The sequence below is a fragment of the Aquirufa sp. TARAVU-A1A genome, assembly GCF_054558675.1.
The window spans coordinates 67,482-92,342 of sequence record NZ_JBPXKP010000006.1 but is presented as its reverse complement, the minus strand read 5'-3'; the positions used below and the strand labels follow the sequence as shown (position 1 = coordinate 92,342).

Genomic DNA, 24,861 nt, shown 5'->3' with positions numbered 1-24,861 from the left:
CATGGACAGCGCATTACTGAATAAATTGGCCCGCTACTGCGCCTATCAGGAACGCTGCATCTCAGAAATCAAACAGAAAATTCACGACTTAGATCCTTTGGCTGATTCGGATATTTATATTCAGTGGCTGCAAGAAAATAATTACCTGAATGAAAGTCGGTTCGTAGGACTATTCATCCGATCAAAATTCAACCAGAAGAAATGGGGACGCAGCAAAATCCAGTTCGAACTACGCAAGAAGGGTATTTCGGACTCCGAAATTCAAGCGCATTGGGATGAAATTGAGGAAGATGACTATTCGGAAGCATTGAAAACCTTATTGAGCAAAAAAGCGGAATCCTTGAAAACTGGGACTTCTACTGAAAAATACCAAAAGTGTTACCGCACTGGTTTATCCAAAGGTTTCGAACCTGGACTTGTTTCCCAAGTATTAAAGGGACTTTTCCCGAAGGGATTTGCATAAAATCATTTTTTTCATACCTTTGGGACATGAATTTCAAATCAGCTACTTATTACGCAGGTTATTATTACGCAGGATATTACGTCTGCGCGTAACCGGTTTGATAGGTTTTTGATGTTAACTTATTTTCGCCGGCCTGTGAGTCGGCATTTTTATTTTATGAGCTTTTCCATTTCACCCGCGTCTCGTTTACAGTCTGTAGAGGAATATTATTTCTCCACAAAACTGAAGCAAATAGCTGCCTTACGCGCCGCTGGCATTCCCGTAATCAACTTGGGCATTGGTAGTCCAGACCTCGCTCCTTCCATGGAGACCATTGAGGCCTTGACTTTATCCGCAGCAAATCCTGCGAATCATGCCTACCAAGGTTATCAAGGAATTCCTGCGTTACGAGAGGCTTTTGCTGCATTTTATGCGAAGCACTACGGAGTGACATTGGATCCTGCGCATGAAATATTACCCCTGATTGGTTCCAAAGAGGGCATCATGCACATTGCCATGGCATATTTAGAAGCGGGCGATGTGACTTTGATTCCAAACCCAGGCTACCCAACTTACCAAGCAGCCTGTTCGCTGACAGGAGCAACGGTACAAGCTTATGAATTAACAGAAGCAAACGGATGGTTACCCGATTTAGATGCTTTAGAGAAACAAGATTTATCGAAAGTGAAAATCATGTGGGTTAATTACCCACATATGCCAACGGGTGCGAAGGCCGATTTGGCATTCTTTACCAAACTACGGGATTTCGCCATTCGCCATTCAATTCTATTGGTGAATGACAATCCTTACAGTTTCATATTGAACGAAAACCCGATCAGCATGTTGGCCGTTCCGGGCATGAAGGAGGTAGCCATCGAATTGAATTCATTGTCCAAATCCCACAACATGGCTGGTTGGCGCATCGGTGCGGCATTCGGCCGGAAGGAATTATTAGATCCTGTGTTGAAATTCAAGTCCAACATGGATTCTGGGATGTTTTTACCTTTGCAAGAAGCAGCGGTTAAGGCATTATCGGCAGACGGTCACTGGTTTGCCCAACAAAATAAAATCTATCAATCCCGCCAGAAAAAGGTTTTCGAATTATTGGACCTATTGGATTGCGTGTACGATCCGGCACAAACCGGCATGTTTGTCTGGGCACGCATACCGGCAGATTATGAGTCGGGCTATGCGCTTTCCGACAAAATTTTAGACGAGAATGCGGTATTTATCACGCCGGGGGGAATTTTTGGAACACAAGGAAACGGCTATGTGCGGATTTCGTTATGTGCGAAAGAAGGCGTATTTCAAACGGCGATAGATCGCATCAAAAATCACAGCAATGGAATCTAAGAAGGTAGGCATTATAGGTATCGGTTTAATTGGAGGCTCCATTGCCAAAGCATTGCGCAGCTCTGCTTGGGCATCTGAACTCATTGGAATTGAAGCGAATCCTGCTCACGCAGCGAAGGCTCTTTCCTTGCGTTTGGTAGATGAAATATTACCCTTGGAAGAAGCCATCGAACGCGTGGATGTGTTTGTATGCGCAACGCCAGTGGATATTTTGGTTCAAATTATTCCGAATGTATTAGACCGATTAAAACCCGGTCAAATTGTCATTGAGGTAGGTTCTACCAAAACACCGGTCTACGAGGCGCTTAAAAATCACCCGAAACGGAATCAATTTGTATCAACCCACCCGATGGCTGGAACCGAATTTTCGGGACCGGAAGCGGCTGTTGAAGGCTTGTTTCAAGGAAAGCGTGGCGTGATTTGCGATAAGGAATTGAGTGCTCCGGAAGCCGTTGCGACCATTGAAAGTTTGTACCGGGATGGTTTGGGCATGAATCTGATTTATATGGATTCGATTGACCATGATGTGCACACGGCGTATATTTCGCACATTTCACATATTTGTTCGTTTGCTTTGGCGAATACGGTGTTGGAAAAAGAGAAAAACGAGGAACGGATTTTCGAATTAGCCTCCACGGGTTTTGAATCAACCGTACGTTTGGCCAAATCATCGCCAGAAACTTGGTCACAGATTTTCCATCAAAATCAAGATAACTTGATGGACGTTTTGGACGAATACATCAATACGCTATTGAAATATAAAGGCCTGATGTTGTCGGGAAGTTATGATAAACTGAAAGAGGAATTAGCGAAGGCGAACGACATCGGTCGGATCCTGAATAAACATTAAAAAAAGCCCCGACTTTCATCGGGGCATTTTTTATTAGTTGCCTTTCGGTGCCTTGTAGGCAATCGGCTTCCAGGTATTATTTTTTCCATTGATGTCTGGGAAGACATGGTCTGGATCGATCGTCACTGATTTAATTGGTAAGTTAGTCGAAGTCTTGAATGTCCAAGAACCTCCACGTTGCCAAATCTCCACTGGGAAGTTGAAACGCTCTTTGGCTCCACCGGCAAGCTCTACTTCCACAATGGCAGGCATGGCCATTTTATCCAAGTTTTCGATCGTGATCAACGCACCTTTGGCAGGATCTTGATCGATGTAATCCACATCTTTGACTGATTGATCCAACTTCCATAATTCGTAGAACCAGGCTTTCCAGAACCAACCTAAATCCTCACCGGCACCATCTTCCATCGCACGGAAGAAATCACGTGGCGTCGGATGTTTGAATGCCCAGTTTTTGATGTAATGACGGAAGGCATAATCGAAACGATCAGCACCTAAAATGTTCTCACGCAAGATGCGCAAACCAAACCCTGGTTTGTTGTAAGCTTCCCAACCTAAGTTACGAGCTTGAATAACATCCGGAATAGACATGATCGGATCAGCCTCCGCACGGAACATGCGTGGAGCGAGTTGATGCATATCATACTTTTGATTCTTGTATTCGCCTTTATTGAAAGCATCTGTCGAATAGAAATTGATGAACGTATTAAATCCTTCATCCATCCAAGCGAATTTGCGCTCGTTATTTCCAACAATCATTGGGAACCAGTTATGGCCAAATTCGTGATCTGTCACGCCCCATAACGAAGCAGTTTGATCGCGGAATCCACAGAAAATGATCCCAGGGTATTCCATTCCAGATACGATACCTGCCACATTGGTTGCCACAGGATAGCTATATTCGTATAACCAGTTTGAATAATGTTCAATAGATGCTTTCACATATTCTGTGGAACGAGCCCAAGCTTTTTCTCCATCTGATTCAATCGGATAAACGGAAACAGCAGTTGCTTTTTTGCCGCTAGGCAAATTGATCATCGCCGCATCTTGAATGAAGGCTTTCGACGTAGCAAAGGCTACATCGCGCGCATTTTTACAAGCAAATTTCCATGTCAAACGATCTTTAGCTGGTCGAGACGCCGCATCCGTCACCTCAGCCGCCGAGCGGATAATGACTGTTTTTTCGGACGTTTTAGCTGCAGCCCAACGCTTCATTTGCTCAGCCGTGTACACTTCAGAAGGATTCAACAATTCACCCGAACCTACGACAATGTGTGAAGCAGGAACGTTGATGGAATATTCGAAATTTCCATATTCCAAATAGAACTCACCTGCACCTAAATATGGTAACACGTTCCATCCCTCGATGTCGTCATAAACACACATGCGTGGAAACCACTGAGCCACTGTGTAGATATCCCCGTTCTTCGTTTCTTGGATACCCATGCGGTCAGAACCGTTTTTAGGAGAAGTGAACGAATAAACGATTTTGATTTTTGCGATACCGGCTTTCTCAGCTAGCGGAGAAGCCAAGCGAATCTGCATCCGTGTGTCTTCTACAATAAAGTTGGCCGGCTTTCCATCCACCGAAACACTTTCAATTTTATAACCTCCATCAAAAGCCACATTCCCAAAACGTCCGCCTAATACAGGTGTTGTTTTACCGCCACGCGATTGCGTATTGAAGGAGTTTTGATCTAATTGTAACCAAAGGAAAGGTAATTTATCTGGGGAGTAATTCTTGTAAGTAATTTCAACATCGCCAGAAATCTTGCGATTCGTATCGTCCAACGAGGCTGATATTTTATAATCAGCAACATTTTGCCAATAGTTGGGACCCGGCACCCCGGCCGCTGAACGTGCGGGTGAAACTGGACCATAATTCCATAAAGGATGAAATAATTCGTAGGCATTGTATTGGGCCATGGCTTGCAAAGAGCAAAACATAAATCCAATGGCGAAAAGCTTTTTAAGCATCGTGATGAAGGTTAAAGTCTATAATTATTCAAAAATGGTTAAAATCTCGTCATCAAGCAAACGTTTTGTTAATCCCAAAGCCTTTGGCACCTCGTAATGGTAGAAAAACTTCATCGTATGAATCTTGTCTTGGTAAAACGATTTCTCCGCCGAATCTATATTTTTAGCGGCCACATTTCCTTGTTTCAACCATTGCCACGCCACCACGATCAATCCGAACAATTCCATGTACAGCGTTGAATCGGCTAAGAATATGTCGGGCTGTCCAGCTTTGCTCAATTTATGCAGGGTTACTTTATTGAGGCTAGCTAATTCATTCGCCAATATCTCCGCATAGGGTTTCGTGATTTCATTCGTCATTCCTTGCGCAATATCCGCTTGAATCAATTTCACCAAAGCCTGAACCGCTTTTCCTTGTTCGCTTGGAATGCCACGACCCAACAAAGTTAATCCGTGGATACCTGTCGTACCTTCATAAATGGACATAATACGCACATCGCGTGCCATTTGTTCCAAAGGAAAATCTTCCGTGTACCCATAGCCTCCGAGTACTTGAAGTCCTTGATTGACCGCTAAGATTCCTTGTTCGGCCGGATAAGTTTTCGCAACGGGCGTCATCAAATCCAAGAGCATTTGAGCCTCTTTTTGGTCTTCGCCTGTCAGGCATTTGGATAAATCTTCCCAAAGAAAACATTGGAACAATAAACCCATAGCGCCTTCTACAATCGATTTTTGGTAATACAACATGCGTTGTACATCGGGGTGATTTTGAATGAGAGTCGGCGGAGTCTCCGGATCTTTATTGGTTAATTTTCTACCTTGGCTACGCTCAGACGCATATTGTTTGGAGAAATGATATGCAGCGGAAGCGATGTAGGCACCTCCCATGCCCACACCCAAACGGGCTTCATTCATCATTTGAAACATGTACATCAAACCCTTGTTGGGCTCACCCACCAAATAACCAATGGAATCGCCTTTATCCCCAAAAGAAAGATGTAAAGCTGGAGTCGCTTTTTGGCCCATTTTATGGTAAAGACCCATCGAGGTTACCTCGTTCGAAACCCATTGCCCGTTTTCTTGTCGGCGCTTAGGAACCACAAACAGTGAAATCCCTTTCGTCCCTTTGGGAGCGCCTTCCAAACGCGCCAAAACTAAGTGAATAATATTTTCTGAAAAGTGGTTATCGCCACCCGAAATGAAAACTTTTTGACCCTTAACCGAATAGGTCCCGTTGCCTAAATCCTTCGCGCTGGTGCTGACATCGTTCAAGGAACTACCTGCTTGAGGTTCCGTCAAACACATGGTGCCTGTCCATTTTCCGGCAAGCATGTTAGGAACAAATGCTTGCTTCAACTCTTCTGAACCAAAGCTGGCAATTAAATGTGCCGCACCATTACTCAATCCTGTAAACATGACGATGGAGTTATTGGCCGCACCACGAATGAATTCATGCGCGCCTCCTACGATGGAGGGTAATTGCTGGCCTCCTTTTTCATAGGAAAAAGTCGCTCCAATCATCCCTGACTCGCCCATTTCTTTTACATAGGCTTCTACCGAATGATGCACCTGAACAGTCCCATCTATTAATTCAGCTTGTTTGCGATCCGCATCCACAAAATGGGGGCGCAAATGGCGTTCGGCGATTTGTTCGGCTGAGTCCAGGACCATGTCAAACATGTCGGGCGCATAATCCGCATAACGGGGATATTGACACAAGGAACCATAATTGAAAACCTCTTTCAGAATGAAGTCGAGGTTGCGGCGGTCGTATTCTTTCGGCATAATTTTTCAGTTTAGATGGAAGCAAATTTGCAGAGAAAAAAACTATTATGCAAGCATACTATATTGTGTTCTATTGAAGCGCCTTAGACAAAGCCCCCTGCTACCTTTGGCAAACCTTGGAGGATTGCCAAAGGTAAGGGTTGAACACGAGATTTTTGATCAGTAAACTGGTAAATTCAAGCCCACATTGTAGGGAATCCAGGCGGCTTTCCGACAATCCCAAAGGGGATAGTTCTTGTAACGGATGTTGTTGAATTCGACGTAATTCACCAACTTATTATAGGTCTCATAGGGAATGCCATTGTAGCGATCAACCTTAAGACGCGTTTTCGATTTTCCAGCTACCATGAAATAACCCAAAACCTGTTGGTCCGGATTATTCAAGCATGTCAAGTTCCCTAGGATCTGTGCAGGAACCTTATCAAAAATTCCTCCCCCTAAAGTCCGTTGGTCTTCTTGGCGCTGCCAATAGGTATGCGTCGCCCGATCCACCGAATAAACTTCCAGTTGCACTACCCAATCCGTAAAATCCCGGAAATTAACCGACCCCAAGGGGAGTTTTATTTTCGAACCATCAACTAAAAAATCAGTCAATAAAATCGGTTGGGTATTTTGAGGAGCTTGCCAACATTTACAATCACATGCAGGAACAGGCTGTGGAGGTGGGGGTGGTTCCGGGCAGGTAGTCAAGAACTGAATGAAATCTTGGCGTTTGATGAAATAATAATTTTCAACTTGTTTCTGATCAGGTAAATAGCCCGATAAATCGAAGCGCATATTTTCAACCTTTTCCGCTGTAACGAATTGGGAATTCAAACCTTCAGGCGTTACAGGAGCCGACAAAGTTTGCCATGCCGATGCAATGTCCTGCCCGGCTTTGGTCATGATCTTCAACTGGTATTTTTTCCCCACAACTCCAATGAATGAGGCAGGTGTTTGGTAAACCCCTTTGGAAGTTTCCTTCATGGTCATGGCAGCCCCAGTTTCATCTACAATACGGACATCCGCGCCCTGAATCACTTGGCCCTGAAATTCCGTAACATCAAAAGGCGAATAGCCCGACGTATAATTCAAACGTACCGTATATGGCCCTGCCATGTTGGACATCTCCCCATAAACGACAATCGCATTGCTTAAATTTTGCGTCTTAAAATCCGTAATTTCTGTTTCACAGGCCATCAACAACAGCATCCATGAAAATAGTAAGAGTCTTTTCATTAGAATTTGAAGTTATAGGTGATGGATGGAATCGCAGCTCCCAAAACCGAAAGCTGATAGGTACGCGCCTGATTAATCAAACCCGTAGAAGAACGGAAGAAAATCGAATAGGCGTTTTGGCGAGACAGCAAATTGTAGATGGAGAAATTCCAACTACCCTGCCAGCGTTTTCCCTCTTTGGGTTCAATCGTAAAGCCTACGTCCAAACGCATGTAAAATGGAATTCGCTCTTCATTCCGCAAGGTAAAACTCGGAGAGGAATAGCCATCCAAAACGGGTGCAATCGTCGTCCCACTTAGATACGTAAAGGTTGAACCATTGTACTGATAGGTCGTAGGCAGATATCCAGCACGTGGATAAATTCCCGATGCATATTCAAAATCATATAAATCATTGTAGGCATATACCTTGTAACGGGCGTTCGGATAGGTAATCGGTCGGCCGGAGGTATATGTAAAATTCGCATTAAACGAAATTCGTTTTGTCAAGCGATTATTCAGCACAAACTTGAAATTATGTGGCATGTCAAAATTCGCTGGAAACTCTTTGCCAAAATTCGCGGCAATTTGATTTTCATTCGCTTCAATCAAACGGAATGAACGCGCATAGGTATAAGAAACCCAACCAGTCAAACGTGTTCCCCGCGCCTTTTTCAAGAAAAACTCAGCTCCATAGGCACGCCCCTTACCCACCAATAATTGCGTCTCCACCGTTGGATTCAAATAAAGCGCCGCCCCGTCAACGTAATCAATGACATTGGATAAACGCTTGTAATACAATTCCGCTGATGCCTCGAAAACGGCATTTTGCGCATTGGTAAAATTCTTAAATAAACCGATCGAAAATTGATCCGCCACCTGCTGCGGCAAATAAGGATTTGAATTCTTCCAAATGTCCACCGGTGATACAGCCATCGTATTCGACAACAAATGCATGAACTGCTGCATGCGATTGAAGCCTAATTTTATGGAAGTATTGGTATCCAATTTCACCGCCAAAGACAAGCGGGGTTCAAAACCGCCATAGTACTGAATCACATCACCTGCTTGGTATTGCAAAGTATCCATGATCGTATTGAATGCACGCGGAATACCGGGTTTGTATTGATAAAACGTTTGGGCGCCCACCAACTGATAATAGGCGTAGCGAAGGCCATAGTCTAAACTAACACGCTTCCCAAGGGGCAAACTATGACCCACATAAACCGACATTTCGCGTGAATTTTCTGCTTGCATGGGGAACGTATTCACGACTGAATTTTCCGAACTTGGCTTAAACGTTCCCGCATCATTCCGATAGGCATTAAACTCAACACCCATGTCCAAACGACCACGTGTTTTTAGGTCAAAACTCAAGTCTTCGCGGATTGATTTTTGCGTAATAGAAGGTTTCCACGCGAATTCATAGCCTGATTTTAAGCCATCAATGCCATAGGAATAATCACTCACAAAAGCGGTGAAATGATGTGACCAATTTCGCCACAAGGCATGATGTTGAATGTTCAAGGTCTTCGTCTGCCAAGAATACAAGGTATCTGAAGCAAATTTGAAGCCATCGTGGCTAACATAGCCCGATACTGAAATACGTTGGTTTTCGCTCAATTTATGTGTCAACTTGAAATTGACATCATAGAAATCCGCTTTACTTTTTTGAAGTGCGGGATTCGGGAAATAGCCCAAATAGAAATCGGACATCGAACCACGAGCCCCTAAAATCAACGATGTTTTTCCTTTAACCAAAGGACCATCGAATAAGAGTCGGCTAGATAATGGCCCCACCCCACCCTGAATCGACCACTTTTCAAAATTCCCTTCTTTCACGCGCACATCCAATACAGAGGAGGCTCTGCCGCCATACATACTCGGAATTCCGCCTTTGTACAAACTTAAGTCTTGAACCATGTCGGCATTAAAGCCCGTAAAAAACCCAAATAAATGGGAGGTATTAAACAAGGGAACTCCATCTAATAAGACTAAGTTTTGATCCACATTTCCACCCCGGACATTAAAACCAGAGGCACCTTCCCCTACCGTGGAGACACCCGGCAACAACATAATGCTACGAATGACATCGGCCTCCCCCATCAAATTGGGCAGCTTTTTCAGTGTCTTACTCGACATCTTTTCCACCCCCATGATCGTCCGATTAACATTGGCATCCGACTTCTCTGCCGAGATAACAACCTCATCCAAAATCTGTTCAGATTTCTCAAGAAGCACCGTCATGCTCGCATTGTCTTTTAAATCAATGCGACCTGTTTTAAACTTATAACCGAGACTCCGAAAAACCATTTGATAAGAACGAGCTGGCAATGTCACCGAAAAATGACCTGCAGAATCCGTACGTGCCCCGATCGACAATCCGGAAAATAATACGGATGCGCCTTCAATGGGAGCTTTCGTTTCTAGATCTTGAATGCTTCCTGAAAAAATAAAATAGCCTCGTTTTTGGCCTAGCGAAGCAAAGGACAAGAGCAAGCAACACATAAGCAATACCTGCCTCATCGTTTTTTGTTTCGTAAAATTAAAATTCCTTTCGCGGTCTTCCAGGCCGGGTCAAAACCTCCGGCAGGGAACTTCGCCACGGCATGACTACCTAACACCACATCTAAATCACCATCCCCCTCAATATCGGCAATGTCCATCACCGACCAGCGTCCCAAATGATTCACTGGAATGGTCATTTGATTAAAACCTTTGCCCGTATTTTTAAAATAAATCAAGCCTTCCGCGGGACGTTTGGCCACGTCGGGGAATAAAGCAATCGATAACATATCTTGATCACCATCCTGATCCAAATCCGCCAACATCACCTTGGTGGCACCATTTTGCGGATAAAATGCTTGTTGCTTGAACTTCATCTTGCCTTGATTCGTATAGACATAAACTCCGTGATAAGGCTTTAAAATCGTAGAGAAATCGGCATTATCGCCCGCCGAACAAACGATATCCAAATCGCCATCGCCATCCACATCCCCCATGTCAAAGGAACTCGTTCCATAAATGGAAGGAAAACGCAAGAGGCGGGTTTCTTCAAAATTCAAGCCTCCTTTATTCGTATAAAGCATAATTCGCTCATCCCCTTGCGCAAACAAAGCCACGATATCCAGTTGGCCGTCCCCATTAAAATCCCGCACATCCACATGCGTGGCACCGGTCTGAGGATTTAAAACTTTCTTAGTCCAACTTGTTCCATTTTTCTTCCAAACCGACATGCCGCCTTGCATGAATCCAAACTCACTACTGATTAATTCATCTTGACCATCACCATCTAAATCCCGCGCCTTCAATTCAATCGGGCGATTCAGGCTTTTAATCAGCGTACTTGGTGCACCTGAAGTATAGGTTTTAATCGAACCATTCACATCCGGATTGGCTTGAGTCGTTGTCCCAATAAATGTAAAAAGGTATTGCCCCTTCCAAGCTTCTATGTAGGTCAGCGCATCTTGATTTTCTAATTGCTGCTTCGGTTTTCCTGCAGCATCCAATACCCAGATAACCCGATTGGATTGATCCCCCGCAATAATCTGATGTTTCATCGGGTCGATTCGAACCGCCGTAAAATTTGGGATGGTCGCATTGGCTTTCGCAACCGATAAATCCTCAACCGCAAACAAGGTATTTTCTTCCGGCAATGCGGGATATTCTGCCGCAGCTAATTCCTTCGGTGCCTCGGTCAAGTAATATTCCTTGATTTTCTCCCAATCATCGTCGGGTATCATTTGCGAAGCCGGCCGCATGATGGCATAATCGGAAAGTGGTTTTTCCAATTGGTCGATCTCATGCGAAACGCCCAACATAATTCCCATGTAAGGCAGCGTTGAATATTTCCAAACATTCTGTGGCAACAAAGCGGGACTCGGCAACATGTGACAAGATTGGCAATATTGCTTCGCTAATTGCTCCCCTTCTTTCACATCCCGTTTACAGGAAGCAAAAGCAATGCCCAGAAACAATAGCAATCCGATTAGCCTCCGCATTAATTCAGCTTTTTAAAGATTTGCATCGTAGCTGAGTTGCGCGTCACGAAGTATAAAGGACCTTTGGGGGTATGTACAATCTTAATATCGCGGACATCTCCGTCTTGCAAGAAACCTGTTTCCGTTGGAATCATCGGACTAAATCCACCCTTGCCATTTCCTTTCAAAATTAGACCAAAGAAGGCATCGTAACGCGCTTGGTACATAGACGCTCCATTGAAATTACCCCCTAAAATCACATCTAAGTTTCCGTCTTTGTCTACATCCTCGGTACGTAATACCATCACCTTGGATACTTGCGCCAAAGCCGGCAAGAAATGCATTTCGAATTTCCCTTTGCCTTTGTTTTCTACATACACCGACTCAAATGTATTCACCATGCGTTCCGTCGCTCCTTTCAATTCATTGTCACCAAACAAATCCTCAATCGTATTGCCCGCAAACTCATTGTATTTCGTGTATTTCTTGCTGATGATACTTGGAATTTGTTTACCCATTTCATCTTTGCTATTGATTGGATACCAATCATCCCCACGGTTATAAGAAATTATGTGCTCTTCCGTGTCATTCTTATCAATATCCTTGATCAGCATGCGCAATTTCCCATCCACCTGCTTCCGCAATTTGGTGTTTGTACCCAAATTACCCACGACAAAATCCATGTCGCCATCTTTATCAAAATCGCCAGCTGTTAAACCTCCCCAAAAACCGGTAAATTCTTCTAAGCCATTTTCAATAAGGCTTAATTTTCCGCCACGGTTTTCGAAAGATTTAATCGGCATCCAATCACCCACGACCGTTAAATCTTGATCTCCATCCCGGTCGAAATCCGCCCAAATCGCTTCAGTCAGCATCCCCACTTCACGAAGATCTGGCGCTAAAGCCTGTGTGCGATCTGCAAATTGTCCATGGCCATTATTGACCAATAAATAAGATTTCGGCGAATAGCCATAATGATAGCCTACCACACGACCACCTACAAACAAATCGATATCTCCATCGCGATCAAAGTCACAAGGGCGAACCACCGATTTATTGTCATACATCGCTGGCAATGCTTTGGCATCACGTGTGAAGTTACCCTTTCCATCGTTTTTATAAAGTCGGTCAAATTGCTCTGGCATTTTATCATAAAACTCATTCCCGCCTGAGACCACATATAAATCCAAATCCTTGTCACCATCCGCATCAAAGAACAAGGCATCTACATCCTCATATAGACTATCTGCTTTAAAAGATTGCTGTGGAGAGAACGCAAAGCCATTTGGCTTCTGCAGGTACAATTGTCCCGCTTGGTATTTGGCACCTCCAACGTAAAAGTCTTCTAAACCATCTCCATTCACATCCCCCACGGCCATTTTAGGCCCTTCGATGGATACTTTAAACGGTACCAAAAGCTCACGATTGAAGTCGAAATAGGTATTTTCTTGATGTAAATAAGGAATATTAAACGTACCTGTCACTTCCTCGAAAAGAGGTTTAGTTTGCGTAAAAAATTGGAAATTCTTCACTAGCATCTGCGCATTCTTCTGATCAAGCGTCAACAATTCATTGATCTTCGGATGCTTAATGATCTGCATTTTCTCATTCTCCCAAATGACAATCAAAGAATCCACATCGCTCAATTGGCCGATACCGAATAGCAACGTTGGTTCCACCGAACTCATAAACCCGCGCGTCGGCATCATTTGTTGTAGCTGTTGGCCTTCCTTCGTCTTTAAAATCACCTTTGCCCCAATCCCGAAGGTATTCATGCCTTCGCCCTTGAATTTCACTTTCACAAAATTGTTCTTCAACAACTCACGCGAATGATTTTCATAGATTCCTGCAGGTTCGTTCAAGTTATTGGAAATCAAATCTAAGTCACCATCATTATCCAAATCCGCATAAGAACTACCATTTGAAATCCCTGCTTCTTCAAATCCCCAAACCTTCGATTTATCCTTGAAACGTAGATCTTTGGAACCTTGAAACAAGTAATTATGCACCTTGCCGCTTGGCATTAAATCAATCGCTTCCTGATCCAATTTATGAGACGTAGGCAAACCATAATGTAGCGAATCGCCAATCACGAATTTCAAATAGTCCAAATCATTCGGTCGGCGCAGGATTCCATTCGAAATAAATATATCTTTCAGGCCATCTCCATCGTAATCCGCCATCAAGGTACTCCAACTCCAATCCGTGGCCGCAACGCCAGAAGACGCAGCGATGTCTGCAAACTTTTGGCCACTCATATTTAACTGCAAGCAGTTCCGACTGTACTGATTGAAATAGCCAAACTGTAATTTATACATGTAGATATCCAAAGGATCTTCCCCCACAGATGATTTTTCGACCTTCTCATCTTCCGGGTACATATCCAAAGTCATCACGTCTTGGTAACCGTCGTTATTGATATCCGCAATATCTGACCCCATTGAGAAGCGGCTCAAATGCTTAAAGTGCTCTTTGATACCCTCTTTATAGGTCCCGTCTTTTTGGTTGATGTAGTAATAATCGTCTTCGTGAAAGTCATTGCTGACATAGATGTCGAGCCAACCGTCATTGTTCAAATCTGCGACTGAAATACCCAATCCATAGCCCATGGCAGCTTGGTAAATCCCTGATTCGGCAGAAATGTCCTTGAATTTGCCACCATCGTTCCGGTATAAATAATCACCGGCTTCGTTATCCTTCAACATCCGAGTATTTACACGATCGTAGGAACGCGTATTATGCACCGCATGATTCAACAAATAGCAATCCAAATCGCCATCCTTGTCATAATCAAAAAAGGCTGCCTGTGTAGAGAAACCCGTAAAGTCTAATCCATATTCATTGGCCTTCTCCGTGAAGGTATTGTCTCCATTATTGATGTACAATTCGTTTGAACCCTCCATCCCTTTGAAATTACTTACGGCACAAACGTAAATATCCAACAAGCCATCTCCATTCACATCAGCCATCGTCACTCCCGTTTTCCAGTCGGAGAAACCTGCCACTCCCGCCTTTTCTGTGATGTCTTCAAACTCCATGTTGCCCTTATTCAGGTACAATTTATTTTTTCCTTGATTGGATGTGAAGAATAAATCGACGAGCCCATCATTGTTGATATCGCCAGAAGCTACCCCACCACCATTGTAGAAATAGAGGTAATCGAGGATGTTAAAATCGGGCGTTTCTTTGATTTGATTGGTAAAATCAATGTGTGTTTTCGAGGCAGGCAATTTCTCAAACAATTGCACATCATCACCTGATTTACATGCGAGAAAACCAACCGATAAAATGAAAAATGCGAGATACTTATTCATAAACTACTTATTATTTAACTTGAAACACTTGTGCTTTGTCATTGTTTTTAGCGAGGACAACAAAATTCCCTCCTTTTCCTTTTGCAATAGCCATTTTGCGAACTTGACCCCGGGTTTGGAAACCCGTGTCTTTCGAGCGCTTCGCCACAAATTTTCCTTGACCTAATCCCTTCAGCATCAAACCATACATGGCGTCAAAACGACCCCACTCAGGCAATGAATCAAAGAAATTACCTGCTAATAGGATATCCACTTTCCCGTCATGATCAAAGTCTGAAACTTCAATACCGCGGATTGGAGAGAATTGCGCTTCATACGGCAAGGCTTGCAGATTGAAGTTTCCTTTGCCATCGTTGATTAAAAATGCAGATTCTGTTGTGGTGATTTGGCGAAGCACCATGCCATCACGCTGCTCATCAGAATACAATTCTTCCACCGTCTTATTCGCATAATCCTTGTACTTGATAAATTTCTGTTTGATCACAGGTGTAGCACGCTGCAATTCCGCTTTTAACACCATTGGATAGGTATTCCCATCTTCCGTTACACAGGAAATGATTTGTTCCACCGTTCCATTTTTATCAAAATCATTCACCGATAAAGTTGCAGGGAATTCCGCAGACGCTTTGATTTTTGAATTTAGGCCAAAGTTTCCAGCCACAAAATCCATATCTCCATCGCCATCAATATCAGCAGGTTTTAAACAGCCCCAAAGGCCTTCTGAACCAGGAACCATTTCTTGCTTCACTAATTTCCGACCGCGTTCATTCTTAAATACAACGATTCCGCCCCAATCTTGCGCCACAACCAAATCAGCATAACCATCTTTGTTCACATCAGCCCATTCCGCATCAGTCACCATGCCCAATTCGCCAATTTCCGGCATAAAACGTTTCGAATAGTTTTTGAAACCACCTGTTCCATCATTGATGTAAAGGTTACTACTTGGACTCATGCCATATTTAGTCGATAACATACGGGATCCCACAAATAAATCTAAATCGCCATCATGATCCATGTCGGCGGCCGTAGCACAAGAACCATTTTCAAAGATAGTTGGGAAACGCAAATCACGCTTAAAATTCCCTTTCCCGTCATTTAAATACAATAAATCATGTAATTCAGGGGCATTGATATCAAACTCATTACTTCCGGTTACGACGAATAAATCCAAATCCTTGTCGCCATCCGCATCAAAGAAAAGGGCATCCGTATTTTCCGTTGTTTGATCTAAACTGAAATCTGCTTGGGTACTTTCCTTGAATTGTCCGGAAGCCTGCTGAATGAATAATTGCTTTTTCTGTCCAGCGGCACCCCCTAAATACAAATCATCTAAGCCATCGCCATTCACGTCGCCAACGGCCATCGCTGGCCCCTGGGTAGATAATTTTTGTTTCAATAAAACATCGCGATCCCAGTCATTGAATAGGCTTTCTTGATGCGTGTAATTCAATTTAGTCGCCGTTACATCTGCGAATAATTGCTTGGCAACAAACGGAGTAAATTTGAATTGCTGTGTCGCTTTTGCATAATCCAATGTCAATACCTGATCCGACTTCACCGACTTCACGGTTTGCATTTTATCATCTGGCCAAATGATTTGTAAAGAATCTATTTTACCATTTTGACCTAAACCAAAGACCATTTGATGGTCACTTGAGGATTGAAAACCACGGTTTGGCATTTGTTGTAAGACCTTGATTTTCCCTTGCTGGAATAAAGTAACCTTCGACCCAATCCCATTCAAGTTCCGTCCGGTTCCTTTCAAATGAACAGTTAGATAATGATTCTTCAGCTTCTCATTCGTCTTGTTTTTGAAGACGGAAAGTGGCGCATTGACGTTATTCACAACTAAATCCAAATCACCGTCATTATCAAGGTCGCCATACGCTGAACCGTTCGAGAATCCCGGGCCTTCTAATCCCCAAGCCTTCGCTTGATTTGCAAACTTTAAATTCCCTTCATTTTTATATGCGTAGTTGGGAATAGGAACCGAAGATATTTTATCTGTAAATTCTTTGTAGTCGAACTTCTTTCCGTTCAACATCTGTTGCATCGTATTGCGATCACCTAGGAAATCGACAAAGTCTTGATCTGTTAAATCTTTCGCGATACCATTTGCGACAAAAATGTCCTTTTGTCCATCATTGTCCATGTCGAAAATCAAAGCTCCCCAAGACCAGTCGGTGGCATGCACCCCCGCCAATTGACCCACCTCACTAAACGTTCCGTCGCCATTGTTTAATTGCAAGTTATTACGCATGTATTGATGCCAAAAACCTCGTTTCAATTTCAAATCAACTAAGTTATAGCCTTCAAAAATAGACGTAGTTTTTAGGCGACGGTCATCGCCCGGAAGCATGTCGGTCACGAAAATATCGAGGTTACCGTCGTCATTAATATCCGCGATATCCGCTCCCATCGAGCTTAGGGAGATATGCGGCATTTGATTCTCTAAATCTTCTTTAAACGTTCCATCGTGTTGATTGATGTACAAATAATCACGCTCGTAGAAATCGTTTGATATGTAAATATCGGGCCAGTTGTCATTGTTCACATCCCCGATTGTAATTCCTAAACCAAAACCGATTAAGCTGCCATAGATGCCTGCTTTTTCGGATACATCCGTAAATCTGATGTTCTTATCTTGACTGTCATTGCGGAACAATTTGTCCCCGCCTAATTTATCGCGCACATCGCGCAGATTCGTATATCCTAATTTATCGATGGGTGTAAAGCTGTTGTTCAGCAAATACATATCGAGATCCCCATCGCGATCATAATCAAAAAAGGCAGCATGCGTAGATAGGCCGCCATCCTCTAAACCGGCTTCTTTGGCCATTTCCTTGAAAGTAGGAACGCCGCTCTTGATTCCTTGATTGATGTATAATTGGTTTCCACGCGCATCGCGTGAACCTGAATTACACACATAAATATCCATTAATCCGTCGCCATTAACATCCGCAAAAGTTACGCCCGTCGACCAGAATTTCTTACCCACAATTCCTGACTTCGCGGTAATGTCTTCGAAATGCATTCCACCTTTATTTAGGTAGAGTTTATTGTCTTCAAAATTTGAGGTAACAAATAGATCAGATAGCCCATCATTATTTACGTCACCGATAGCTACCCCCCCACCGTTATAGAAATTACGGTAGTTGAAAATATTGAATTCCTTTTTCTCTAAACTTCGATTAACGAAGTCAATGCCAGTTTCAGATGCAGGCAATTCTTCGAAGAGGGTGTCTTCTTTGGTGGAACAAGCAAAGGTTAATAATGCGGCGCTACAAAGGAGTACAAATTGCTTCATGGAAGGTTCAAATATTGGACTGCAAAAATACAAAAAAAGGGCTTGTTTATAAAATAAAAAGGCAGAACCAATGGCTCTGCCTTTTTACTAAATTCAGTACGAATTAATACCCAGGGTTTTGTTTCAACAATGGGTTAGCATCGATACGTGGTTGTGGAATTGGGAACAACTCACGAGTCTTATCTAATTTCTTCATGAACTTACGCTCTAAAGAGAATGTACCGAAACGAATCATATCATTACGTCTCCATCCTTCCCAAGCAAACTCACGACCACGCTCAGCTAAGATATCAGCTGCAGTCAAAGTTGTCAATGGATCTACTCCAGAACGCTTACGGATAGTGTTCACGTCAGCTAAAGCTTCAGCAGTTTTTCCTAAACGGAAAGCAGCTTCAGCACGCATCATGATCGCATCAGCCAAACGGAATACTACGTAGTCGTTTGATTGATCCCCGTTCGGGTTGTTCTTTTGGATCTCATATTTTTGAGAACGGATACCAGCAACTTGGAATTCTGGATCTGCATCCGTCATTTGATCCTTGTTGAAGTCAGCGATAAACGCTAATGGAGCACCTTTAGCATCTGTTAACGCAGCACCAGAAGCAGCATATTGCTGACCTTTGATCCACATTGCATTACGCAAATCTTTCGCCTCGAATGAGTTGTAGAAATCCGCTAATGTACAGAAACCGTTCCATGGAGAGTTACCCAAACCATATGTTTGTTGGTTTGCATAGTGTAACGTTCTCATTTGGAAGTTCATACCACCTGCTTTGAAGCTATCGAAAGGAATAGTCCAGATGTTCTCTCCTGATCCTTCGTTCGCAACGATGAAGTTAGAAACAGTAGAAGAAGATAAAGACCAACCGTTTTTCGAGTTGATTACTGCGTTAGCAGCATCATAAGCACCTTGCCAATCAGCAGTACCTGAATAAACTGCAGCGTTCAACTTCAATTTAGCTAACAACATACGTGCAGCATCTTGCGTCATACGAGAATAAGCTTTACCAGCTACCAAGTTAGGAATAGCTGACTCTAACTCAGACTTAATGAAAGCATAAACTTCAGCACGAGTTTTTGTTCCACCTACAGAAGCATTATCTGTTACGATAGGGACGTTTCCAAACGCGTCAATTGCCATGAAGTAATAGAAAGCACGTACAGCACGTAACTCATCTACAGCTTTTTGGTTTGATTTAACCACTGGGATCAATTGGTTCACCTGAGAGATGTTACCAAAGATGAATCCCCACATTCCGTTGATAGGACCGTGTTGTGGAGTCCAAGTGTGGCGAGAATAAGCCAACCAGTCACCACCATCATACCAGTCACCACCACGTGTAGGAACGATCAACTCATCCGAAGATGCTTCACTTGGATTGAACCAATCCCATGTGATACCACGAAGACCACCGTAAGCAGGTCCCAATGCAGCAGCAATCTGAGCATCCGTTTTCAAGAATTGATCAGCTGGGATCGCATCGTAAACTGGCTCAGTTAAATCTGTACAAGACGATAGGGCTAACGAAGCGAAAACACCTACTGAAAGTACTTTATAGATATATTTTTTCATTTTATTAATAATTTATTTATTCGATTATCTAACTAATTGAATACGATTTTGTTGGATTAGAACGAAAGATTTACACCCGCAGTAATCGCACGAGTTTTGTAGTAAGTCTCACGAACGTCAATACCTGGAGCAGCAGAACCAATTGCTAAGTTTTGGCTAATCTCTGGATCAACACCTGTGTATTTAGTAAATACAGCTAAGTTGTTACCTGCTACGTAGATACGAGCACGCTTGAACACGCCTTTAACTGGCAATGTATAACCAAACGATGCGTTGTTGATACGTAAGAAGTCACCTGACTCAACATAGTAATCCATTGGGATTGTACGCTCATCGTTGATGATTGAAGTCAATGCAGATTTCAATGCACCAGATTCAGCTAAACGACCATCTTGACGACCTAACAACAAGTTGTTTGTGTTAACAATCTTAGCACCTAATTGGCTTGTCAATTGGAATTGCAAGTCAAATGCTTTGTAACGGATGTTTGTAGTCAAACCACCAACGAAAGTTGGGTTCGGATTTCCAATATACGTACGGTCAGCAGCGTTAGGATCAACAGTACCATCACCATTCAAATCTTGGAATACATATTTTCCGTTTGAGATAGAAGCGATTTTAGCACCATAGAATTCACCTACTGGGTGACCTGCTTGTAATACTGAGAAGTTAACAGCAGATGTACCACGGATGAATGAACCTAAAGAAGTAGACAAGAATACTTGGTCTGGAGCAGCGAATGAATCATTTTTCAATGAAACGATTTCGTTTTTGTTGAATGAAGCAGCTAACGTTGTAGCGATGTTCCAATCTTTGTTCTCCAAGATTTGGTAAGTTAATGATAACTCAACCCCTTGGTTTTTCATCGATCCGATGTTAGCCAACATAGTTGGGTATACATAACCTTTCTCTTGTGGTACGTTTACTGTGTATAACAAATCTTTTGTTGTACGCGTGTAAACATCCAAGTTACCAGTCAATTTACCTTTGAATAATGAGAAGTCGATACCACCACCGTAGTTTTCGTTAATCTCCCATTTCAAGTTAGGGTTCGGGTTAGATTGGATTGAGTATGCAGGCAAGAAATCGTTTGCAGCACCATCAAAGTAAGAACCTGAAGCTCCGTAGAACGATTTAGATAACAACGGACGGATACCTTCCGAGTTACCAGTTTGTCCCCAGCTAACACGCAATTTCAAGTTATCGATTGTTGAATTACCTTTCAAGAATGCTTCTTCAGATAAAGCCCAACCCACTGAAACTGATGGGAAAATACCCCATTTGTTGTTATCACCGAATTTCGTAGAACCGTCACGACGAACGTTAACTGTTGCGAAATATTTGTTCAATAATGAATATTGAGCACGTGCTAAGAATGAAACCAATTTGTACTCATTCTTGTATGAACCTAATAAGCTAGGGTTAGTACGAATACCTAAACCAGAACCTAAGTTGTTCGCTTCGAAAGCATCTGTCAAGAAGTTATTGTTACCTGCAAAGAAACCATCAGCAACAACATCTTGGTATGTGTAACCAGCTAAAACGTTCAATGTAGAAACATCATTCAATTTCTTTGAGTAGTTCAAAGTAGTTTCTAATTGCTTATCAGTAACTGAGTTCAATTGACGGTTAGCAGCGTTACCACCTACAGTAGCTAATAAGTTACCTGGAGTAGATTTTGCGAAGTAAGAACCATCAGCCGTTTGCGTACGCAAAGTACCTGATACGTTGAATACCAAACCATCTAAGATAGTATAACCAGCAGAAGCATTGAATAAGAAATCATGCAAACGTTGTTTGTTAGACTTGCTTTCAATTGTAGCCAATGGGTTAAAGTTGGCAAATGTACCTGGGATTTGGAAATAAGTTCCGTCCGCGTTGTACACTGGATCTGTTGGACGCATGTTCATGGCGAAACCTACAGCACGGTTATCAGTAAATTGGTTGTTTGTTTGCGAAGCAGACATGTTAACCTTCATCGCTAATTTACCATCTAATGCTTTCGCATCTAAGTTCAAACGACCTGTTAAACGATCTTTACCTGAACCTTTCAAAGTACCTGTTTGATCTAAGTAACCAATAGATGCACGGTAAGATACATTTTCAGAACCACCTGACACACCCACGTTATGGTTTTGTGACATTGCAGTTTGTGTAATTACACCTAACCAATCAGTATTAGCTCCTAAGTCATCAAATTTTTGACCATATTTAGCAGCAGCAGCACGGAATTCAGCACCGTTCAACAATTGTGGACGTTGAGAGATAGACTCAGAACCAACATATGCTGAATAATCAACTGAAGGAGTACCTGATTTACCACGTTTCGTGTTGATCAAGATAACACCATTCGCTCCACGAGAACCGTAGATTGCAGCAGAAGATGCATCACGTAACACGTCCATGGATAAGATATCTTCTGGAGCAATGTTTTCGATAGGAGCACCAATCACACCGTCAATTACGTATAATGGCTCAGAACCTGCGTTCAATGAACCTGTACCACGTAAACGAACTGTTGGACGAGCATTTGGATCACCAGAAGCCTGCGTGATAACCAAACCTGCAACTTTACCTTGAGCAGCAGCTAATGGGTTTGTTACAACACCGGCGTTGAAATCACGAGAACCTAAGCTAGTTACAGTTCCTGAAATCTCTTTACGCTTTTGTGTACCGTAACCAACAACCACAACTTCTTCCAAAGATTTGTTGTCAGCAGCCAAAGAAACGTTAACAACAGACTTAGAACCTACTGCAACTTCTTTAGAAGCATAACCTACAAAAGAGAATACCAAAGTCGCGTTCGACCCAGCATTAACTTTATAAGTACCGTTTGCATCTGTTTGAGCACCACGAGTAGTACCTTTTACAGCTACAGAAACACCTGGGATACCTGAGCCATCAGCAGCGTCAGTTACTTTTCCCGTTACCACATCTTGAGCAAAAGCACCCAAGGAAATTAACAGTGCAACAGCAACACTAAAAGCTTGTTTGAAGCCTAGGTTACTTACACTTGATCGCACAAGGCGACCCACTCTTTTGTAAGAATGAATCATAAGTGAAAAATTAAGGGTTAAAAATGATTAATGATTCTTTGTGATTTTGTTTCAACCAAAAACAGCTATGTAAACGTTTAGAGTCTATGGCTAATTTCAAAACCAAGGCAAAAAAAGTAATAATAAATTGAATAAAAAAATGATTTTAATTAATGAATCAAGGATTACGCCTTAGTAAATTGTACATAATATAGAATTTCTTGAAAAGTAGCACAGTGTAGGACAGGTTCACGAAATAATCTAATTTATACCTATATATATACTGTTCGATATATTTAAGACCTAAATGTGCTCAAAACAGCCCAAAAGCGATTGTATTTTTTCAATAGAATTTTTTTTCAAAAAAAATCAAATTATTTATCGGTAAGGAATTACCTGTAACTAAATTAACTCAAAACGGAATAATCCAATTAATTGTATATTTTGGACAGTGCTATGCTGTATGTCAAAATCACGGTAACGGATCATAACCACTACCGCCCCATGGATGACAGGATGAAATCCGCTTAATAGTCAAACGAAATCCCTTCAAAAATCCGTATTTGATAAAGGCTTGTTTGGCATATTCGGAACAGGTGGGCTGGTACCGACAAGCATTTGGCAAAAAGGGAGAGATGAGACCTTGGTACAAACGTATTAAGAAAATGAAGATGTATTTCATAGGGATTTCCAATTCAATGTCCGAAAGTAATCAAACAAGCTAAATAAAGATGAATGCCCACTTGATTAAAAACACGAATTGCATTAAATTGCTTTGAAATGAACCGCTTAATCGAATACATGTTGAAATTACCCAAAGGCCCTAAGATTATTGGTGCACTGTCCATTTGCACACTCATTGGATTATTAATCTCTTCGCATCCCACGAAAAGTTTTTTTCATGTTAAAACGAACATCGAGAAACGCAATGACAGTTTAGCCAATTTATTCAACCCGGAAATTGCCAAACAAAAATCGATCAAGCTCGACACCTTCTTCTCCAAGCTACAAGCTAAATCCGGATTCAATGGGGCTGTGCTCGTTGCTCAATACGGTAAAATTATTTACAAGAAAGGGTTTGGCTATGCCAATTACTTTACCAAAAGCAATATTAATACGCATACCCACTTTCAATTAGCCTCAGTCTCCAAACAATTTACCGCTGTTGCCATCATGCAATTACATGAAAAGGGGTTATTGAATTACGATGATGCGATCTACAAACATATTCCCGGTTTTCCATACGATTCTAGCTTAACCATCCGCAGCTTATTGACACACCGCTCGGGCTTGTCGGACTACGCCTACAACATGGACAAGGTTTACGACAAGAAAATCCCTTTGACGAATCAAAAGGTCGTAGAAATGATGATTCGCCTAAAGCCGCATATCGACTACCGACCTAATGCAAAATTTAGCTACAACAATACCAATTATATGTTGCTGGCTTACATCGTCGAAAAGTTAAGCGGCATGAATTTCAGAGAATATGCCAAAAAGAATCTCTTTGAACCCGCAGGCATGTCGGAATCTTTCATTTACGATCCCATGCATCCTGAAATGCTCAGAACCGCTGCAACCGGTTATGTTCCTCGTCGGGGAGGACCTGTCGTTTCCGAATTCAACCATTTGGATGGCGTAACGGGTGACAAAGGAATTTATTCGACAGTAGAAGACCTTTACCATTGGGATGTCGCACTGAATGAAGAGAAGTTGGTGAAATTTGCGACTCTAGAAGAAGCGTTCACGCCCCAACACACCACCCCGAAAGTATTAGCTAAAAACTATGGTTTCGGCTGGCGCCTCGCTCAACTCGATAATGGAGAATGGCTTACCTATCACACGGGTTGGTGGCACGGATTCAAAAACTATTACCTGCATAACCACAAAGACAATTCTGCCATTATCATTTTAGGCAACATGGCAAACCATGCTCTAGGGCGCGTGAATATTGTCCAATCCATTTTATATCCTGAAAAGGCAAACTTGTTCATGAAGGGAGAACCTTTACCCACTGAATTTGTCCTTGGAGGCAACTAAATAAAA

At 42.5% G+C, this 24,861-nt stretch carries 14 protein-coding genes; 4 read left to right on the top strand and 10 right to left on the bottom strand.

From position 1 onward, the window contains the following. Nucleotide 1 precedes the first annotated feature (1 nt). From V7S75_RS09380 to V7S75_RS09370, 3 genes are all read left to right on the top strand, one after another. Nucleotides 2–463: a regulatory protein RecX gene (locus V7S75_RS09380; protein WP_459513374.1), complete on the top strand. Its 462-nt coding sequence runs from the start codon at nucleotides 2–4 to the stop codon at nucleotides 461–463. 156 nt (nucleotides 464–619) lie between these two features. Further along, nucleotides 620–1,795, top strand: coding sequence for a pyridoxal phosphate-dependent aminotransferase (locus tag V7S75_RS09375; protein ID WP_459513372.1), 1,176 nt, complete (start codon nucleotides 620–622; stop codon nucleotides 1,793–1,795). Continuing rightward, the gene (locus V7S75_RS09370) at nucleotides 1,785–2,645 is read left to right on the top strand and encodes a prephenate dehydrogenase (protein WP_459513370.1); all 861 of its coding nucleotides are present in this window, start codon (nucleotides 1,785–1,787) and stop codon (nucleotides 2,643–2,645) included. Before V7S75_RS09375 ends, V7S75_RS09370 begins: the two co-directional genes overlap by 11 nt. A gap of 33 nt (nucleotides 2,646–2,678) precedes the next feature. Here V7S75_RS09370 and V7S75_RS09365 read toward each other — a convergent pair whose 3' ends face one another. From V7S75_RS09365 to yidD, 10 genes are all read right to left on the bottom strand, one after another. Then, entirely contained in the window at nucleotides 2,679–4,622 is a 1,944-nt protein-coding gene (locus tag V7S75_RS09365; RefSeq protein WP_459513368.1) for a M1 family metallopeptidase, read from the bottom strand. A 24-nt stretch (nucleotides 4,623–4,646) separates the two neighbouring features. Beyond that, on the bottom strand, nucleotides 4,647–6,407 hold the full coding sequence (locus V7S75_RS09360; RefSeq protein WP_459513366.1) for an acyl-CoA dehydrogenase: 1,761 nt from the start codon (nucleotides 6,405–6,407) through the stop codon (nucleotides 4,647–4,649). A gap of 159 nt (nucleotides 6,408–6,566) precedes the next feature. Then, nucleotides 6,567–7,625, bottom strand: coding sequence for a DUF4249 domain-containing protein (locus V7S75_RS09355; RefSeq protein ID WP_459513364.1), 1,059 nt, complete (start codon nucleotides 7,623–7,625; stop codon nucleotides 6,567–6,569). Further along, entirely contained in the window at nucleotides 7,625–10,129 is a 2,505-nt protein-coding gene (locus tag V7S75_RS09350; RefSeq protein ID WP_459513362.1) for a TonB-dependent receptor, read from the bottom strand. Before V7S75_RS09350 ends, V7S75_RS09355 begins: the two co-directional genes overlap by 1 nt. Continuing rightward, the gene (locus V7S75_RS09345; RefSeq protein WP_459513360.1) at nucleotides 10,126–11,604 is read right to left on the bottom strand and encodes an FG-GAP repeat domain-containing protein; all 1,479 of its coding nucleotides are present in this window, start codon (nucleotides 11,602–11,604) and stop codon (nucleotides 10,126–10,128) included. The genes V7S75_RS09350 and V7S75_RS09345 overlap by 4 nt, the downstream gene beginning before the upstream one ends. Next, nucleotides 11,604–14,897: a VCBS repeat-containing protein gene (locus V7S75_RS09340; protein WP_459513358.1), complete on the bottom strand. Its 3,294-nt coding sequence runs from the start codon at nucleotides 14,895–14,897 to the stop codon at nucleotides 11,604–11,606. Before V7S75_RS09340 ends, V7S75_RS09345 begins: the two co-directional genes overlap by 1 nt. A gap of 10 nt (nucleotides 14,898–14,907) precedes the next feature. Further along, complete coding sequence (locus V7S75_RS09335; protein ID WP_459513356.1) at nucleotides 14,908–18,207, bottom strand: VCBS repeat-containing protein; 3,300 nt, start codon at nucleotides 18,205–18,207, stop codon at nucleotides 14,908–14,910. Between the two features lie 103 nt (nucleotides 18,208–18,310). Continuing rightward, nucleotides 18,311–19,780 (bottom strand): RagB/SusD family nutrient uptake outer membrane protein, encoded by a 1,470-nt coding sequence (locus V7S75_RS09330; protein WP_459513354.1) that lies wholly within the window; start codon nucleotides 19,778–19,780, stop codon nucleotides 18,311–18,313. Between the two features lie 56 nt (nucleotides 19,781–19,836). Continuing rightward, complete coding sequence (locus V7S75_RS09325; protein WP_459513352.1) at nucleotides 19,837–22,836, bottom strand: SusC/RagA family TonB-linked outer membrane protein; 3,000 nt, start codon at nucleotides 22,834–22,836, stop codon at nucleotides 19,837–19,839. Nucleotides 22,837–23,287: 451 nt separating this feature from the next. Further along, the gene (gene yidD, locus V7S75_RS09320) at nucleotides 23,288–23,497 is read right to left on the bottom strand and encodes a membrane protein insertion efficiency factor YidD (protein WP_459513350.1); all 210 of its coding nucleotides are present in this window, start codon (nucleotides 23,495–23,497) and stop codon (nucleotides 23,288–23,290) included. A gap of 98 nt (nucleotides 23,498–23,595) precedes the next feature. Between yidD and V7S75_RS09315 the strand changes: the two genes are divergently transcribed. Then, nucleotides 23,596–24,855, top strand: coding sequence for a serine hydrolase domain-containing protein (locus V7S75_RS09315; protein ID WP_459513348.1), 1,260 nt, complete (start codon nucleotides 23,596–23,598; stop codon nucleotides 24,853–24,855). Nucleotides 24,856–24,861: the final 6 nt, after the last annotated feature.

Excerpts from the sequence above, each read along its gene's own strand:
- V7S75_RS09380 (WP_459513374.1), top strand. The coding sequence starts at position 2 with ATGGACAGCGCATTACTGAATAAATTGGCCCGCTACTGCGCCTATCAG.
- V7S75_RS09375 (WP_459513372.1), top strand. The coding sequence starts at position 620 with ATGAGCTTTTCCATTTCACCCGCGTCTCGTTTACAGTCTGTAGAGGAA.
- V7S75_RS09370 (WP_459513370.1), top strand. The coding sequence starts at position 1,785 with ATGGAATCTAAGAAGGTAGGCATTATAGGTATCGGTTTAATTGGAGGC.
- V7S75_RS09365 (WP_459513368.1), bottom strand. The coding sequence starts at position 4,622 with ATGCTTAAAAAGCTTTTCGCCATTGGATTTATGTTTTGCTCTTTGCAA.
- V7S75_RS09360 (WP_459513366.1), bottom strand. The coding sequence starts at position 6,407 with ATGCCGAAAGAATACGACCGCCGCAACCTCGACTTCATTCTGAAAGAG.
- V7S75_RS09355 (WP_459513364.1), bottom strand. The coding sequence starts at position 7,625 with ATGAAAAGACTCTTACTATTTTCATGGATGCTGTTGTTGATGGCCTGT.
- V7S75_RS09350 (WP_459513362.1), bottom strand. The coding sequence starts at position 10,129 with ATGAGGCAGGTATTGCTTATGTGTTGCTTGCTCTTGTCCTTTGCTTCG.
- V7S75_RS09345 (WP_459513360.1), bottom strand. The coding sequence starts at position 11,604 with ATGCGGAGGCTAATCGGATTGCTATTGTTTCTGGGCATTGCTTTTGCT.
- V7S75_RS09340 (WP_459513358.1), bottom strand. The coding sequence starts at position 14,897 with ATGAATAAGTATCTCGCATTTTTCATTTTATCGGTTGGTTTTCTCGCA.
- V7S75_RS09335 (WP_459513356.1), bottom strand. The coding sequence starts at position 18,207 with ATGAAGCAATTTGTACTCCTTTGTAGCGCCGCATTATTAACCTTTGCT.
- V7S75_RS09330 (WP_459513354.1), bottom strand. The coding sequence starts at position 19,780 with ATGAAAAAATATATCTATAAAGTACTTTCAGTAGGTGTTTTCGCTTCG.
- V7S75_RS09325 (WP_459513352.1), bottom strand. The coding sequence starts at position 22,836 with ATGATTCATTCTTACAAAAGAGTGGGTCGCCTTGTGCGATCAAGTGTA.
- yidD (WP_459513350.1), bottom strand. The coding sequence starts at position 23,497 with ATGAAATACATCTTCATTTTCTTAATACGTTTGTACCAAGGTCTCATC.
- V7S75_RS09315 (WP_459513348.1), top strand. The coding sequence starts at position 23,596 with ATGAACCGCTTAATCGAATACATGTTGAAATTACCCAAAGGCCCTAAG.